Here is a 14,431-nt window from a genome sequence, read left to right as displayed (position 1 = left end):
CTTGCTTTACGGTGCGCGAACGTTCACGAGTTTGTCCTCTGCCTCGCCCGATTCCTTACCCATTGCCGGATCGGGTCTTTGGATTCGATGGGGTCGAGGAACACGCTCCCTTCACATCACTTCCTCGCCAGAGAACTCGGCACCTCGGTTCTCAGGGATGCCAATCCTGACCTGTATCAATTCGCCACACCTCATCAGGATTTCCTCTGACGGAGGTCCTGACGGTCTCGACATCTTGCGAGCGCATCTCGTCGCCGCGGGAATACCGATGACCTGGCTGTCGTGTGGTCGCGATTGCAAACTATGTCGTGTCGTCTCCGAACGATGTGATTTCACCTCCACCGTTCACGGCCAGATTCATGGCTCTGTGGATTTGTCCTGCGCACGGAGAATTGAGGCGGCCAACGGCCCCAGACCACAGATTGTTATCACCTTCGACGAAGATCCTGTCATTCCGCCTCCCGACTGGGACGGCATCATCGTTCGACCAACGGTCGAAGGGCTGAGGTTGTCCGTGCAGGGGAACGCGGGAGATTCGTTAGTCGGCTTCTGCGAAGGGTACGACGTCGTCTGTCTTCAGCCGGACTTTCCTGATACTGCGGTCGTGAGAAGCCTGACGCCCTTCGTCCCCAAAGAAATGCGCGACGACGTATGGCAACCCTTTCTTTCTGCTCGCGAGGACCTCGCGGTAGAACGTCTTCGGGAACGATGGGTAGCACATCGCCTCGATTCCCGACTGTTTTTGGACATCGGCATCTCTCCCCATCACGGGAAGATGATTCGCATTGACCTCAATCAACACGGTCCGCACGCCCTGGTCGCTGGCACCACGGGGTCAGGGAAGTCGGAATTTCTGCGTGGCGCACTCTACTGCCTTGCGTTGACCTACCCTCCGGACAGAGTGGGACTTGTCCTCATCGACTTTAAGGGCGGGACCAGCTTCGGTCCGGCAATCCGTTTACCGCATGTGCATGCATGCATCACCGATCTCGACGGAGGCGCGGTCGATCGAGCTCTGTCATTTCTGGAGGCGGAAGTTCGTCGACGCGAATCTCTGTTCCAGGCGGCCGGTTGCCTGCATTGGCGGGAATTCACACGGGCGAAACCCCACGCACCAGGCCACTGCCGTCTCCCCGAGATCATGATCGTGATCGACGAGTTTCGACATCTCGTCGATTCATTTCCTGCCAGCCTTCAGAGGTTTCTGCGGATTGCTGCGGCCGGCCGGTCCTTGGGAATGCATCTGATTCTCTCCACCCAACGACCACAGGGTGCCATTTCTCAGGACATCCGTGCCAATACATCTATGGAGGTTTGCTTCCGGGTCACGGCCGATCAGGAATCCATGAGTGTCTTAGGCGATACCTCCGCCGCCAAAATTTCCGCTACCTCACCGGGACGCGGCATCCTCCGATTCGACGGAAAGATGCAGGAATTTCAGTCGGTCTTGGTCGACAGCTTGCCCCGACTACCACCGCCCGAGCCCATGCTGGTCGCCGACGACGGTAACTCCCACGCCGTCTCTGAACTCGATGATCGCAACCTCAACATGGATACCGGTCGTGTAGCCGCCGAAGCTTCGCGGCACAGAGCACGTATTCGACCAGTCATACCACCACCTTGCGGCACGCCGACATTGGATTTTTGGGAAGCTTGGAACTCGAGTTCTTGGAACGAAGGAACGGAACGCCCTCTGGTCCTTGGCCCGGCGGAATGCCCCCACAGAGCTTGGCAGGACACGTTGTTGTGGAGGCCCCACCAACAAGGCGGGATCAGTTTTGAAGGTGCCGCTCCCGATCAGTTTCGTTTGCTCGCTACGCTCCTGGCCACGGCCTCTATCGATCACCACCCGGTGTATCTGATCATCTTCGACCGGGCTATTCGACATGCTCTTGACTCGTGGGTTGCTCGAGGCATGCCAATATTTGGCTTAGGCGATTCTTCATCGCCCGAATACTGCCTGGAGATGCTGCGGGAGCTCACGAGGATGCGATGTCCGCCCTCTCAGGGGCGTCCTCTCGTCGTCGTTCAAGGGCTGGATCGATGGTGCGAAGAATTACTGAAACATGGGACCGATTTCTCCCCTGCCGTCGAGGATCTCCTGAACACACGGGGAAACTCATGGGCCATGGCGGTTCTTTCAGGATCACGTGTGCCTTCCCGGCTTTCGAGTTGCCTCCCGAACCGGTTGTCGATGAAGTCTCCGACATCACCCGTTAGGTCAATGTCGCTTCCTCTCGAGGACAGCACGCGTCAAAGCACTGGATGTCAGGTCGAGGGACCCATCACCGACGATCGTGGCGTCGTCGAGTTAACGTTGCCTGCAGTGACGTCGTTATCAGACTTTCCGCGACGAGCTCTTCCCCAACCCGCCACACCCGTATCCCGAAAAATTTTGACCTCGTTCCCGCAATTCAGGGACCTCCCCGAAAATCTGCGCTGGGATGAAGTCCGCGCGAGCACGCACATCGAGAAGACAGACAACCACCGACATCTACGTGCGGTGAGCCCTTCACCGACCACCGATGGCGGGACAATTCTGCTCGGGATTTCGGCACCTCAAGGACAAGAGCTTGCCCTACCGTGGCGCTGTGGCGAAGTCATCGGAGTTCTCGTAGGCGGATCCGAATCACACGAGCTATTCATCCAGGTCATCAGCACCTTTCACGACGCCGCCGAGCTAAACGTATTCACACCGGATCGCGGCTCCCAATGGCCATACACCGTCATGCCCACGGCCTCTTGGACCGGGCGGAAGACCAAGCTAGCGGTCGTCGCCAGTTTCATGGACTGGCGGCACACAGAGCGAGAGGAGCTGCAGGCCGTGGTGTCACAGCATGACGCCGCAGTAGTACTCATCCCGTCATCCACACTAGCCTTACCGCCGTGGTGGTCCGACCGGGTGAGCGCCGCCAGCTGTTCGCTCCTCATAGGTTCAGGGCCACCCAGCCCACCATTTGGACACGGAAGGCCTTCCGAGCGTGAATACGGGAAGAGACGATTCGACGAGGGAGCCTTATTCAAGGCCGACGAACGAATCCGATTTAAGCTGCCACAACTTCGAAAAACGTCGACATCCACGAAGTCTCAGAGGCGGGCACCGCACTCGCCAGTAATGGAGTCAGTTGCTACCGGCGTTCAGCAAGGCCATTGGCCCGAAGCAGATGTGACTGAACGGGTTGACTAAACAGCAACACTGCAACCAATGCGCCGTACACGATGGGCCATGCGGCCATTCCCCATCCCCAGGATCCAGCAAGCTGAACCGAAATAACGACGAGGAAAATTTGCGTCAACAGAATCAGCGCACGTGGCCACAGGCTGCCCCGAATGAGGCTTCGAGCCGAGCCCAACAACCACGCCCCATAGCCCACGTACAGCAGGGACATGATCATGATGGCACCGACTGGCATCGCATGATCCTCAACAAACGCCCCGATCGTTTGCACGATTCCGGCAATGACGAGACCAAGTCCTTCCAAGCCGACCATGCCAGAAAGGATCCATACGGCCCGTGGAGCTCGCCCCTGGACGCGTGGGGAATCGGTGGCTTCTTCATCGTGAGGGACAGTCATATTCACCAGTCTATCGATGACCTGCACACGCCCTCGGAATGGGCCCTCGTCGCCTCAACGACTGCGCCTGTCCGGAGATATCGCCATGTCTCCATGTGACATAAAACATGGCGAGAAGTAGACTTGACGCTTCAAACCCTCTTGTTCACGAGAAGTTTACGTGGGAACCTTTTAACAGTTCTCAAAAGCCCCCGCATTTGGGGGCTCTTTATTTGTATACCCCACAATTTCGGCCACTCAGACCGGCTTTGGTGGGCTTCATGTGTGAAACAAGGAGCGTGCATCGATGGATTGGCGCAGTCGCGCAGCCTGTCTCGAAAAGGACCCTGAACTTTTCTTCCCGGTGGGAAACACCGGCCCGGCACTCCTTCAGATCGAAGAGGCGAAAGCCGTCTGCCGCAGCTGCACCGTCATGGACACTTGCCTCAAGTGGGCCATGGAAACCGGGCAGGACTCCGGAGTTTGGGGCGGTATGAGCGAGGATGAGCGTCGCGCCCTCAAGCGCCGCGCCGCTCGCGCTCGGCGCGCTTCCTAACGAAACGTTCCTTCACCCGCTGCCTCCACCAGTGCTTCGCCACTGATCGTGGAGGCAGCGGTTTTTAATATCCTCTTCGGCTAACCTCGTCGTGAGACTCAGGTCTGCTCCATCAATGACCAGGCCCTTTCGGAATCACCTCATGACCGCTCCGCAGCCCCTTCAGGAATCTTGGCCGTAATGACGACCTCAGTGCCACCACCAGCACGGGGCTTCCACACGATCGACCCCTTTAACTCACTCGCCACCAGGGTACGCACGATCTGCATACCGAGCCCCTCCCCCTGGGACGGAGGACGATACGAGGAGACTCCAGACTCCTCGATATAGCTATCTCCCATGCCGACGCCATCGTCGCCGATTGTCACGATCAGCTCCGGGCCACTCTCAGCTTCTTCACGTCGCCCATCCAAACTCACGGTTCCTGAATTTCCTTCCAACCCGTGTTCCACCGCGTTCGCGACGATCTCATTAATGATGAGCGCCAACGGAGTGGCCAGCTCGCTCGGAAGCTTGCCGAATTCACCGGTCATTGACGTGGAAACGGCTTGCCCGGGAGAAGCGACCTCGGCTGCCAAATGAAATTGGCGATTGATGAGATCGTCGAAATCCACACTCTGAGTCAGCCCTTGCGACAAGGCTTCATGCACCATGGCAATCGTGGCGACTCGCCTCATCGCTTGCTCCAACCCCTGTTTGCCCTCGCGGGATGTCATACGCCGCGCCTGCAGGCGGAGCAGGGCCGAAACAGTCTGAAGGTTGTTTTTCACCCGATGATGAATCTCGCGAATCGTGGCATCCTTCGTCATGAGTTCCAGTTCACGACGACGCAATTCAGTGACGTCCCGGCACAGCAATAAAGCGCCAAAGCGCTCTTCCCCACGCCGTGTTTGTCTCCTTAACGGCACCGCGCGGAAGGTTACGCTACCCCGATCCGTTCCGACCTCCCCTCTCCACGGCATGCGACCGGTGAGCACGAGAGGCAGCGTCTCATCCGCTTTTTCGGCTATCGGTAAGAGATCACGAGTTAGATCGGCCAAGGAACGACCGGTGAGTGCTTCAGGAAACCCAAGCCGGCGATACACGGAAACCGCGTTGGGGCTCGCGAAGGTGACCCGACCCTCTGCATCGAGCCGAATCACGCCGTCGCTGACGCGGGGGTTTCCTCGCGACGTCTCGCTTGAGGCACTGAAGTCAGGCCACGCGCCTCGGGCGACCATGCTCAAAATCTCCCGGGCCGTCTCTCGAAAGACGGTGTCTAGATGTACTGACCGGGGACATTGATCGACGGCGGGGCGTGCCGCCTACCAGTCATGGGGCGGGGGCCGAGTGCCTTTCGGCGAGATCCCTGGCGAGCTGACCGATGCGTTCGCGGGCTGTCTCTGGGGTCAGTATCTCGATGTGGTCGCCGAATTGGAGGAGCTGACGCACTGACTCGATGTTGGGGTAGCGGATGACGACCGCGCACCAGCCTCTTTCGGTTTCGGTGACCTCGTGGATGCGGGTGCCGAGGATGCGCCGTGCCAGGTCGAGGCGGTTTTCTCGGAGACGGACGGTCACGCTTACGCGACCTGGCGTCTCGGTGCGTTCCTTCAGGTCATCCCACATGGTGCGGAGGGTCTGATCTGGGCGAAGGGCGACTGGTGCGTCGAGGGTTTCGTAGGCCGAGAGCCGTTCCAGAGCAAACAGCCGGCCGGCTCCCTGGTCATCGGCGATGAGGTACCAGCGGCCCGATTTCGCCACGATCCCGTACGGGTCGACCACCAGCATCGAGACCTGTTGCTCGGCGCTGCGCCGGTATTGGATGCGCATCCGGCGTCGGTGTCGCAGCGCTGATGCTAGATCTGCTACGTCCACCTCCGCGTTTGAGTTGGCAAGCCACGCGTTGCTGTCCACCAGGACCAGGTCTGACAGGCGCGGCAGGTTCGGGGACTCGAGCGCTGCGGTCTGGCGGGCGGCGATCTTGTGTGCGGCCGACTCACGCACCGCAGACAGCCCCAAACTCTCAAGTTGCGCGCTGTCCAAACCGGCAACAGAGAGGGCCTCTAGCTCCCGAGGTTCCAGATGGGATGCGTTGAGCCGTACACCGGGGAGCAGGACGATCCCACCACTCCGGCCCCGTTCGGCATAAACAGGCACACCTGCCGTCGAGAGCGCCTCGACATCCCGAAGCACAGTCCGCCGGGACACCTCCAGACGATCGGCGAGTTCGGTGGTGGTAATGCGCTGACGTGTCTGCAGGAGTAACAAGAGGTGAAGCAGTCTCGAAGCCTTCATACTGACCAATCTTCCCAGAAAAGATGACAGGTCTTGTCGTGATTAGACGGTCAACTGGTGCCGTACCGAGAACCCAGCGACCTGAGGAGCGCTCTATGCCCGCACCCAATCTGTTCCTGATCTACGTCCGCGATGCTGAAGATGCCACGGCCTTCTACAGCGACCTGTTCGAGATCGAGCCGACCTTCACAAGCCCCCGCTATGTGGCTTTCGAAGTTGCTCCCGGCGTCCTGTTCGCGCTGTGGACAGGACGCAGCGAGCACGCGGATCCGAGCACCCCTCGCACGTGCGAGGTCGGGCTGATGGTCCCGGGACCGGCGGCCGCAGTTGACGAGACCTTCACGAGTTGGGTCTCGAAGGGAGTCCACGTCGTGGAGGAGCCGCACGACGATGTCTTCGGCCGCACGTTCGTGATCACCGACCCCGACGGCAATCTCATCCGGGTCTCCCCGGTGGACTGACCTGCACGGGCCCCGCCCACTATGTTCGATCCCTAAGGGCCGACCACACACGATGGTCGGCCCTTAGGTCTGTCTAGGAGTTCAGACATGTCACACCCTAATGCTGCCCTCACCCCGCGCCACCGTCTGAAAGTCGCGCACCTCGTCGTTGACGACGGCTGGCCAATCAGCGAAGTCGCCGCCCGTTTCCAGGTCTCCTGGCCCACCGTGAAGCGCTGGGTCGACCGACACCTCGCCCGCGAGCCCATGCATGACCGCTCGTCCCGACCGAAGACCTCGCCGAACAAGACGCCCAAAGCAGTATCGATGCGCTGCGTCAGCTTGCGGATGCGATTGAGGGAGGGCCCAGTTCAGCTCGCCACACGACTCGGCATCGCGGCGTCGACAGCCCACCGTATCCTCACCGCGGCGCGGCTGAACCGACTGTCCTATCTCGACCGTGCCACAGGGGAACCCATCCGCACTTACGAGCATCCTTACCCCGGCTCACTGGTCCACGTGGACGTGAAGAAAATAGGGAACATACCTGACGGCGGCGGATGGCGCTACGTCGGCCGCCAGCAAGGCGAGAAGAACCGCTCGGCCACACCCGACAAGCTCAAGGGCAAGTGGGGCAACCCGAAGCTCGGATACGCCTTCATTCACACGATCATCGACGACCACTCACGCGTCGCGTACACCGAGGTGCACGATGACGAGACCGCCGTCACCGCCGTAGGGATGCTGCAGCGAGCTGTGGCGTGGTTCGCCGAACGCGGCGTCACGATCGAACGAATTCTGTCGGACAACGGTGGCGCGTACCGGTCCTTCCTCTGGCGCGACACGTGCGATGCCCTGGACATCACCCCGAAGCGCACGCGCCCTTACCGACCGCAGACGAACGGAAAAGTCGAGAGATTCCATCGGACGATGGCCGACGGCTGGGCCTACGCCCGCTGCTACCAGTCAGAACAAGAGCGCCGGGACACACTCACGACGTGGCTGCACCACTACAACCATCATCGACCCCACACTGCCTGTGCCAATCAGCCGCCCTTCACGCGATTAATCAACGTGCCCGGTCAGTACATCTAGACGGCCCTGCATCCGACCCGATTGATCGCCGTGGTGCAACGACAGAATGGCGATGGTTCGTCCATTACGTACCAACGGATACAGGACGACGCGCATAGCGGACTCGGCATTCCAATCCACATGGTCAAGAAATTGCGTCGCCTGATCGAACCAACAATGGTGGGCCGATGTTTGCACCTGTGAGCTCATGCGGAGACCCACCATGTCTCGGTGGAAAACTGTTTGCGCCGTCGATGGGCGGACGTGTGCCATGCCCAGGAAACCCGTGTTGAGCGCAGGGCCTCCATGGGCCCGACCATTGATATCCCCCGACTGAAAGTCTTCCGGGAACCACAAAACGAGGTCTCCCTGCGCCAAATCGGCGATCAACTGCCAGTCCCCCACGAGGAGGTGTAGCCATTCCGAGTCTCCGGGGCCGAATTCACCGGTCTTCAGTAAGGGTTCCGCGAGAGTCATGTCGTCCTCGGAGGTCGGGTCATAGTTTCGGATCCATTTTAGGTCCCCGTTCCACCAACAACCTCCCCGGCTAGACTTCCGTGAACGCCGCTGAGGGAAGCCCGCGGCGTCTGCCTCCTCGCGTCTTACCGAATCGGCACACGATCGGAGGACTCGATCCACGCCCTTCTCACGAGAAGCAGAACGGCTAACGGCGAAACGAGAAGCTCCTACGCCGAAATGAACGAGCGACTCACGTGACAGTTGAGGCGATGTCATGAGCATTCGTCTACCTTCCAACGAACATTCTGGAGAATTTCCGACATCTTAGCCCCGGTTGCGCCCCGTTCAGATTGTGCCTGTGGACAAACCCGAGCTATACACGAAAGAAGGATCCTGGCCTGATAGTTCCAGCACCAGAAGGAGACCCCGACGTGAATGCGATCCGTTTTCTCACCCTCTCCGATGTCGCTAACATCCTGAACGTCTCGTTGGCTCAGGCTAGATCCATGGTTCGCTCCGGAGAGCTTCCTGCCATCCAGATAGGCGGCCGGGGCCAGTGGCGCGTGGAACGATCGGTCCTCGAGGAGTACATCGCCGAACGGTATCGAGCCACTCGGAAGATGGTGCGTGCGCATGGGGGCATTCCGCTCGAGGCAACCAAGCAGACCATCGACCACACGAGCATCTCTGGGTTATCCACAGCCCAAGATTGAGGAACAAACGGTCGTGACGACGTTTGCCCTTGTCCCACCGGATGTACCAGATACGTCGCCACCATTGCACCATTAAATTTTTTCTTCAGATCTTTACCAGAGCGCGATCCGCTGTCATCATATGGGTTATCAAAAGTGATCAAACGGCATCAAAGGATCGGCTCATGGCCATCGAAGGTCAAACACGTCGTAACGCACCCACGCGATTCTCCCGCGTCCCGTACCCCAGGTGGTTCGCGGTGCTGGTCATCTCGATGCCCGGACTAGGCTGCTTGATCATCGCGTCTGTATGCATCGTGATCGTCAATCACCACCCCGTTCATGCATGGAGCACCTCACCCGCCTTGATGGGAATGGTCCTCGGAATGACGGCAAGCGGGGCCCTCTTCTCAGCTTGGTGGTGCATCGGCTGCGTCGTGGTGACTCGACGTTTGACGGCGGGAGCTGCTGGCCACGATCTGAATCACGACCCAAAGTTTGTTCCGCGCTTTCTCCTACGCTGTATCGGAGCGCTCCTGGGCGTACCTCTCATGGTGACTCCCCCACCCGCACATGCGGTGACCTGGCAACCCGAAGCGACACCGACGAATGTCGAGAAAGCCCAGCCGTCACGTCAGTCCACTGTGCCTTCCCCGTCACCGCTCTTCAAAGCACCATCGGCACAGGCCGAGCCGACGACGCCTCGCACGCCTTTGTTCACGCTTCAGGTACATGGGAACGCCCAACAACCTGCGCCATCGGCACAACCCACGGCCGTACAAGCTACCGGTGGGGCAGAACCTGCCACCCCACGTCACCCAGCAAGGGCGAGACCACAGAATGTCGTCACCGTTGAACGCGGAGAGTCCGTGTGGTCCATTTCCAAAGATCTCCTTGGCGCAGCCGCTTCGCCCTCAAAAGTTCGCGACCTGACAGACCGCATCATCGCGCTCAACCAACCAATACTCCACGACCACCCAGACCTCATCTACGCGGGGACGCGTCTTCACATTCCGGCAGACTCCGGTCACCATGGTCATTCTGCCGAGGCTCCAACGACGTCGTCCTCGTCATCCTCAATACAACGATTCCATTAGGAGGAAATCATGCCTCAACGTAGACGACGTTGCCCGCGCACCATGCTTCACGGCACCGTGCTGACTCCAGCAGGTCTGCCCGCAACGCTTCGAGCGCACCCCGAGGGACCACCGTCCATGTACAAATGGCGTCATCACCACGTCGACTCCGGGGAGGAATTGCGCCGGATACATTCGATTGCTGGTGCCATGAGCGTCGCGATTATGGAAGTAATTACCGGGGCCCGATCCTCTCATCAGCTCGCGAGGTGGGTGCATCGAGACGTGATGGCCAAGGTCGAACTCCGAGCCTTCATCGAATCCGCCAAAAAGAAAACCCCTCCGAGACCCGTCGAAGAGTCGGGCCGATTCGACCCGAAGGGATTTAGGCCGCGGAGAGTCCGGGCCATTCCCGTGGGCCGAGGAGAGTACGAGGCTGGCGTCGTCGTGGATGACGGCGACCGAAGCCGCGCGTTGGCCCTCCGGATACACAAGACCAAAGGCCAGTGGCAGATCATGGACGCCGAAATAGGCTAGCTCATCGAGCTTCTTCTAACAGGCCAGTCTGACCAAAGAAGGGGCCAGCACGATCGAATGATACGTGCTGGCCCCTTGGCCTAGACGAGGTTCAAACCCCTTGCGTCAGGTGCAACTACTTCCGCTTCTTGCGTCCCTTTTTGGTGCTCTTCTTCGGAGCCGAAGTTTTTGCCATGGCTGAGGCGGACTCTTCCTGAACGGACGAGGATTCTGACGTCGTGTCCGTCTTCTCGGCAGCGGAATCCGCCCGAGCGGTGGACTCGACATGCGATTCTTCGCCGCCATCTTCATTTGGAGCGGTGAAGCGGAGGAATTTCGGCTGCTGAGGGATCGTCAACGCTTGGGAGGACATCTGGGTCCGCTGTTTCGTCAGGTCCAAATTGAACAAGTACGAGACGGTTTCTTCCCGAATCGCGTCCATCATCGCCTGGAACATCGCGAAACCCTCACGCTGGTATTCAACCAACGGATCTCGCTGCGCCATCGCACGAAGGCCGATGCCTTCCTTGAGGTAATCCATCTCGTACAGGTGTTCGGGCCAGTGACGACCGATGACCGACAAGATAACGCGACGCTCAATGTTCCGCATCGCCTCGGAGCCAACTTCTTCCTCACGGCTCTCGTACAAGACCTTGGCATCAGAGAGGACCTCGTCGATCAGCATCTTCTGCGTGATCTTTGAACGACCACCTGCCGAGTCTTCGAGTTCGTCGATCGTGATACTGATCGGATAAATCGTGGCGAGGGATTCCCAGAGACGATCCAGATCCCAGTCTTCGGCGTGTCCCTGGTTGGTCTTGTCTTCGATCGCCGACGTCAGGACTTCGGTGATGAACTTCTGGATTTGATCGGCGATATCGTCGCCCTCCAGAATTTTCGCGCGATCCGAATAGATGGCCTCACGCTGACGATTCAAGACGTCGTCGTACTTCAGGATGTTCTTGCGTTGTTCCGCGTTTCTCGATTCCACCTGGTTCTGGGCGGAAGCGATCACGCGAGAAACGATGCGGTGCTCCAAGGCGGTGTCGTCGGGAGCTCCCGCCATGAGGCGAGCAGCTGCAGCACCGTTGAAGAGGCGCATCAGGTCGTCAGCCAAGGACAGGTAGAAACGCGACTCTCCCGGGTCGCCCTGACGACCGGAACGGCCACGCAACTGATTATCAATACGGCGCGACTCGTGACGCTCGGTACCTAGGACGTACAAACCGCCCAGTTCCTTGACCTCGTCGTGCTCCTTCTTGGTATTGGCCTCGCACTCGGCGAGTACCTCGGGCCACTTGGCCTCGTACTCTTCCGGCTTCTCGTTCGGGTCCAACCCCAGCTCATGCATGCGGTCCACCGCGTTAAATTCGGCGTTACCACCCAGCATGATGTCGGTGCCTCGACCAGCCATGTTGGTTGCAACCGTCACGGCACCCTTGCGGCCAGCCTGCGCAACGATGGCGGCCTCACGTGCGTGGTTCTTGGCGTTCAGAACCTCGTGCGGGATACCTTCCTTGGACAACAGCTTGGAAAGATATTCGGACTTCTCGACGCTGGTGGTGCCCACCAGGACCGGTTGTCCCTTAGCATGCCGTTTCGCGATGTCCTGAACGACGGCGGCAAATTTAGCCACCTCGTTCTTGTAGACCAGATCGGGCTGGTCTTTACGTGCCAGCGGCTTGTTGGGATCGATCACGGCGATGCCCAATTCGTACGTATTGACGAACTCGGCAGCTTCGGTCTCAGCAGTACCGGTCATACCGGACAGTTTGTCGTAAAGACGGAAGTAGTTCTGCAAAGTCACGGTCGCAAGGGTCTGGTTTTCGGCCTTAACCTCGACCTGCTCCTTAGCCTCGATCGACTGGTGCACGCCTTCGTTGTAACGGCGGCCAGGCAGAATACGTCCCGTATGTTCGTCAACGATCAGGACCTCGCCCTTGAGGACGACGTAGTCCTTGTTGTTGGTGAACAGCTCCTTCGCCTTGATCGCGTTATTCAGGAAGCCGATCAACGGGGTGTTCTCGGACTCGTAGAGATTGTCGATTCCGAGGTGGTCCTCGACCTTCTCGATGCCGCTTTCCAGAACACCGACGGTCTTCTTCTTTTCGTCGACTTCATAATCTTCGTCGCGGACCAGGCTCTTAGCAACACGGGCAAATTCGCCGTACCAGCGGTTGGCCTCCCCGGACGCGGGGCCCGAAATGATGAGTGGCGTTCTCGCCTCGTCGATCAAGATCGAGTCAACCTCATCGACGATGGCAAAGTTATGGCCGCGCTGCACGCGCTCATCGATGCTCCAGGCCATATTGTCGCGGAGATAGTCGAAACCGAACTCGTTGTTTGTGCCGTAGGTGATATCGGCTTCATACTGCTTGCGGCGGACTTCCGGGGTCTGCTGTGAGACGATCACGCCAGTCTCTAGCCCGAGGAACCGGAAAACGCGGCCCATGAGATTAGCTTGATACTCCGCCAGATAGTCGTTCACGGTCACGATGTGAACGCCTTTACCCGTCAGCGCATTGAGATACGCGGGAGCCGTTGCCACCAGGGTCTTGCCTTCACCGGTCTTCATCTCGGCGATATTGCCTAAGTGCAAAGCCGCTCCACCCATGAGCTGCACGTCGTAGTGCCTTTGCCCCAGGGTGCGGCCGGCCGCTTCACGGACGACGGCGAAAGCTTCGGGAAGGAGAACATCGAGGGATTCGCCGTCTTCGATGCGCTGCTTGAAGGAGTCTGTTTCAGCCCGCAGCTCCGCGTCGGTGTACTCCTTGAAATCATCTTCCAACGAGTTAATGGCATCTGCGTAGACTCTCAATTTCTTGAGCAGTCTTTTGTCTCCGGTTCGAAGAACCTTTTCCAAGAAGGATGCCACGAGCGATTACTCCTAGTAGCTGACGAGATTCCAGGTACATTGGCCCAGTCCGGGACCACGTGTGGGGAGCGTCGAGACGTTCTCCACTGGCCTATCCTACGTGACTCTAGGCATGGGACCTGAGTTTTCCCTCAGTATGCAGGGATTTCTCAGCGTGAGACGGGACTCGCTCGGTTCTCATCGAGCGAGTCCCGCCTCGGGTTTTTCACAACCTATGCCTCGGAATGCGAGTGATACGCCCGCGTTTCCTTGATACCTTCCGCAGGAACATCGTCACCCAAGACGATCACGCCGTAGGTCCACCCTTTGCGCCGGTACACCGCCGCAGGACGGTCTAATTCGGAATCCACAAAGAGGTAGAAATCGTGGCCGACGAGCTCCATGCGGTCCACGGCCTGATCGATCGTGATCTTTTCGGTTGGGAACGTTTTCCGACGGATTTCCACGGGTGGCACATCGTCCGTGAGCGGGTACTCGGAGTCGTAGGCCGAATCCGCCGAGTTGTCCTGATTCAAGACAATCTGCTCAATAGGTACCTGGCCGCCCGAATCGCCATCGATTACGGGGATGGAACCTGTGGCTTCGGAGACCGAGACGGGGCGATGATTTCCGCGATGAATTTTGCGGCGGTCCCTAGCCCTGCGCAGGCGCTCTAGAAGTTTGGTGAATGCGTCGTCGAATACGGCGAATTTGTCCGTGCCTTGGGCTTCGGCTCGGAGAACCGGCCCTCTTCCCTTGACGGTTATTTCAACGGTCATAGATTGGGGCCCGTTGCCCACCTTGCTGACCTTGACGTCGATCTCGTCCACTCGATCGTTGAGCTTCTCGAACTTCTCGACTTTCTCCTCGGCATAATCCCGAAAACGATCCGGGACCTTGACGTTGCGACCGTATACGTTGAGTTCCACGATG

At 59.0% G+C, this 14,431-nt stretch carries 12 protein-coding genes and 1 pseudogene; 7 read left to right on the top strand and 6 right to left on the bottom strand.

Translation table 11 applies throughout. The annotated features are described in order from the left end of the window. The first annotated feature begins 604 nt into the window (after window positions 1-604). Window positions 605-3,187: an FtsK/SpoIIIE domain-containing protein gene (locus D8M21_RS11305; protein WP_161800267.1), complete on the top strand. Its 2,583-nt coding sequence runs from the start codon at window positions 605-607 to the stop codon at window positions 3,185-3,187. Here the strand turns inward: D8M21_RS11305 and D8M21_RS02520 are convergent. Further along, on the bottom strand, window positions 3,129-3,575 hold the full coding sequence (locus D8M21_RS02520; RefSeq protein WP_126855640.1) for a hypothetical protein: 447 nt from the start codon (window positions 3,573-3,575) through the stop codon (window positions 3,129-3,131). The two genes, D8M21_RS11305 and D8M21_RS02520, sit on opposite strands and share 59 nt — an antisense overlap. Before the next feature lie 286 nt (window positions 3,576-3,861). Here D8M21_RS02520 and D8M21_RS02515 point away from each other — a divergent pair, with 286 nt between their 5' ends. After that, the gene (locus D8M21_RS02515; protein WP_048680299.1) at window positions 3,862-4,110 is read left to right on the top strand and encodes a WhiB family transcriptional regulator; all 249 of its coding nucleotides are present in this window, start codon (window positions 3,862-3,864) and stop codon (window positions 4,108-4,110) included. 140 nt (window positions 4,111-4,250) lie between these two features. Here D8M21_RS02515 and D8M21_RS02510 read toward each other — a convergent pair. Both D8M21_RS02510 and D8M21_RS02505 read right to left on the bottom strand, forming a co-directional pair. Continuing rightward, window positions 4,251-5,372, bottom strand: a pseudogene (locus D8M21_RS02510) (sensor histidine kinase); the annotation flags it as partial. 49 nt (window positions 5,373-5,421) lie between these two features. Continuing rightward, window positions 5,422-6,387, bottom strand: a complete 966-nt coding sequence (locus tag D8M21_RS02505; RefSeq protein ID WP_048681100.1) for a helix-turn-helix transcriptional regulator — start codon at window positions 6,385-6,387, stop codon at window positions 5,422-5,424. Between the two features lie 95 nt (window positions 6,388-6,482). Between D8M21_RS02505 and D8M21_RS02500 the strand changes: the two genes are divergently transcribed. Further along, window positions 6,483-6,848 (top strand): VOC family protein, encoded by a 366-nt coding sequence (locus D8M21_RS02500; RefSeq protein ID WP_048681097.1) that lies wholly within the window; start codon window positions 6,483-6,485, stop codon window positions 6,846-6,848. A gap of 87 nt (window positions 6,849-6,935) precedes the next feature. Then, a complete protein-coding gene (locus D8M21_RS02495) occupies window positions 6,936-7,922 on the top strand; it encodes an IS481 family transposase (RefSeq protein WP_048683501.1) in 987 nt (328 codons plus the stop codon). On the opposite strand, the gene D8M21_RS11300 is transcribed toward D8M21_RS02495, so the two are convergent. Further along, on the bottom strand, window positions 7,893-8,378 hold the full coding sequence (locus D8M21_RS11300) for a histidine kinase N-terminal domain-containing protein (protein WP_161970369.1): 486 nt from the start codon (window positions 8,376-8,378) through the stop codon (window positions 7,893-7,895). The genes D8M21_RS02495 and D8M21_RS11300 overlap by 30 nt on opposite strands. A 413-nt stretch (window positions 8,379-8,791) precedes the next feature. Here D8M21_RS11300 and D8M21_RS02485 point away from each other — a divergent pair, with 413 nt between their 5' ends. The 3 genes from D8M21_RS02485 (at window position 8,792) to D8M21_RS02475 (ending at window position 10,665) form a co-directional block, all read left to right on the top strand. Continuing rightward, window positions 8,792-9,073, top strand: coding sequence for a helix-turn-helix domain-containing protein (locus D8M21_RS02485; protein ID WP_048680305.1), 282 nt, complete (start codon window positions 8,792-8,794; stop codon window positions 9,071-9,073). A 164-nt stretch (window positions 9,074-9,237) separates the two neighbouring features. Continuing rightward, complete coding sequence (locus D8M21_RS02480; protein ID WP_126855637.1) at window positions 9,238-10,149, top strand: LysM peptidoglycan-binding domain-containing protein; 912 nt, start codon at window positions 9,238-9,240, stop codon at window positions 10,147-10,149. A 9-nt stretch (window positions 10,150-10,158) separates the two neighbouring features. Next, entirely contained in the window at window positions 10,159-10,665 is a 507-nt protein-coding gene (locus D8M21_RS02475; protein ID WP_126855636.1) for an Rv3235 family protein, read from the top strand. A 115-nt stretch (window positions 10,666-10,780) separates the two neighbouring features. On the opposite strand, the gene secA is transcribed toward D8M21_RS02475, so the two are convergent. Both secA and hpf read right to left on the bottom strand, forming a co-directional pair. Further along, on the bottom strand, window positions 10,781-13,519 hold the full coding sequence (gene secA, locus D8M21_RS02470; RefSeq protein ID WP_048680314.1) for a preprotein translocase subunit SecA: 2,739 nt from the start codon (window positions 13,517-13,519) through the stop codon (window positions 10,781-10,783). A gap of 212 nt (window positions 13,520-13,731) precedes the next feature. Further along, on the bottom strand, window positions 13,732-14,427 hold the full coding sequence (hpf, locus tag D8M21_RS02465) for a ribosome hibernation-promoting factor, HPF/YfiA family (protein WP_048680317.1): 696 nt from the start codon (window positions 14,425-14,427) through the stop codon (window positions 13,732-13,734). Between the last annotated feature and the right edge of the window lie 4 nt (window positions 14,428-14,431).

Origin of the sequence: Kocuria sp. HSID16901, from assembly GCF_003989425.1 — a bacterium.
GTDB lineage: Bacteria > Actinomycetota > Actinomycetes > Actinomycetales > Micrococcaceae > Rothia > Rothia massiliensis.
The sequence above is the reverse complement of the archived record's forward strand: the minus strand, read 5'-3'. Positions and strand labels throughout refer to the sequence as shown.

What these genes read in the sequence shown, in the direction of transcription:
- D8M21_RS02520 (WP_126855640.1), bottom strand. Translation starts at nt 3,575, where the DNA reads ATGACTGTCCCTCACGATGAAGAAGCCACCGATTCCCCACGCGTCCAG.
- D8M21_RS02515 (WP_048680299.1), top strand. Translation starts at nt 3,862, where the DNA reads ATGGATTGGCGCAGTCGCGCAGCCTGTCTCGAAAAGGACCCTGAACTT.
- D8M21_RS02505 (WP_048681100.1), bottom strand. Translation starts at nt 6,387, where the DNA reads ATGAAGGCTTCGAGACTGCTTCACCTCTTGTTACTCCTGCAGACACGT.
- D8M21_RS02500 (WP_048681097.1), top strand. Translation starts at nt 6,483, where the DNA reads ATGCCCGCACCCAATCTGTTCCTGATCTACGTCCGCGATGCTGAAGAT.
- D8M21_RS02495 (WP_048683501.1), top strand. Translation starts at nt 6,936, where the DNA reads ATGTCACACCCTAATGCTGCCCTCACCCCGCGCCACCGTCTGAAAGTC.
- D8M21_RS11300 (WP_161970369.1), bottom strand. Translation starts at nt 8,378, where the DNA reads ATGACTCTCGCGGAACCCTTACTGAAGACCGGTGAATTCGGCCCCGGA.
- D8M21_RS02480 (WP_126855637.1), top strand. Translation starts at nt 9,238, where the DNA reads ATGGCCATCGAAGGTCAAACACGTCGTAACGCACCCACGCGATTCTCC.
- D8M21_RS02475 (WP_126855636.1), top strand. Translation starts at nt 10,159, where the DNA reads ATGCCTCAACGTAGACGACGTTGCCCGCGCACCATGCTTCACGGCACC.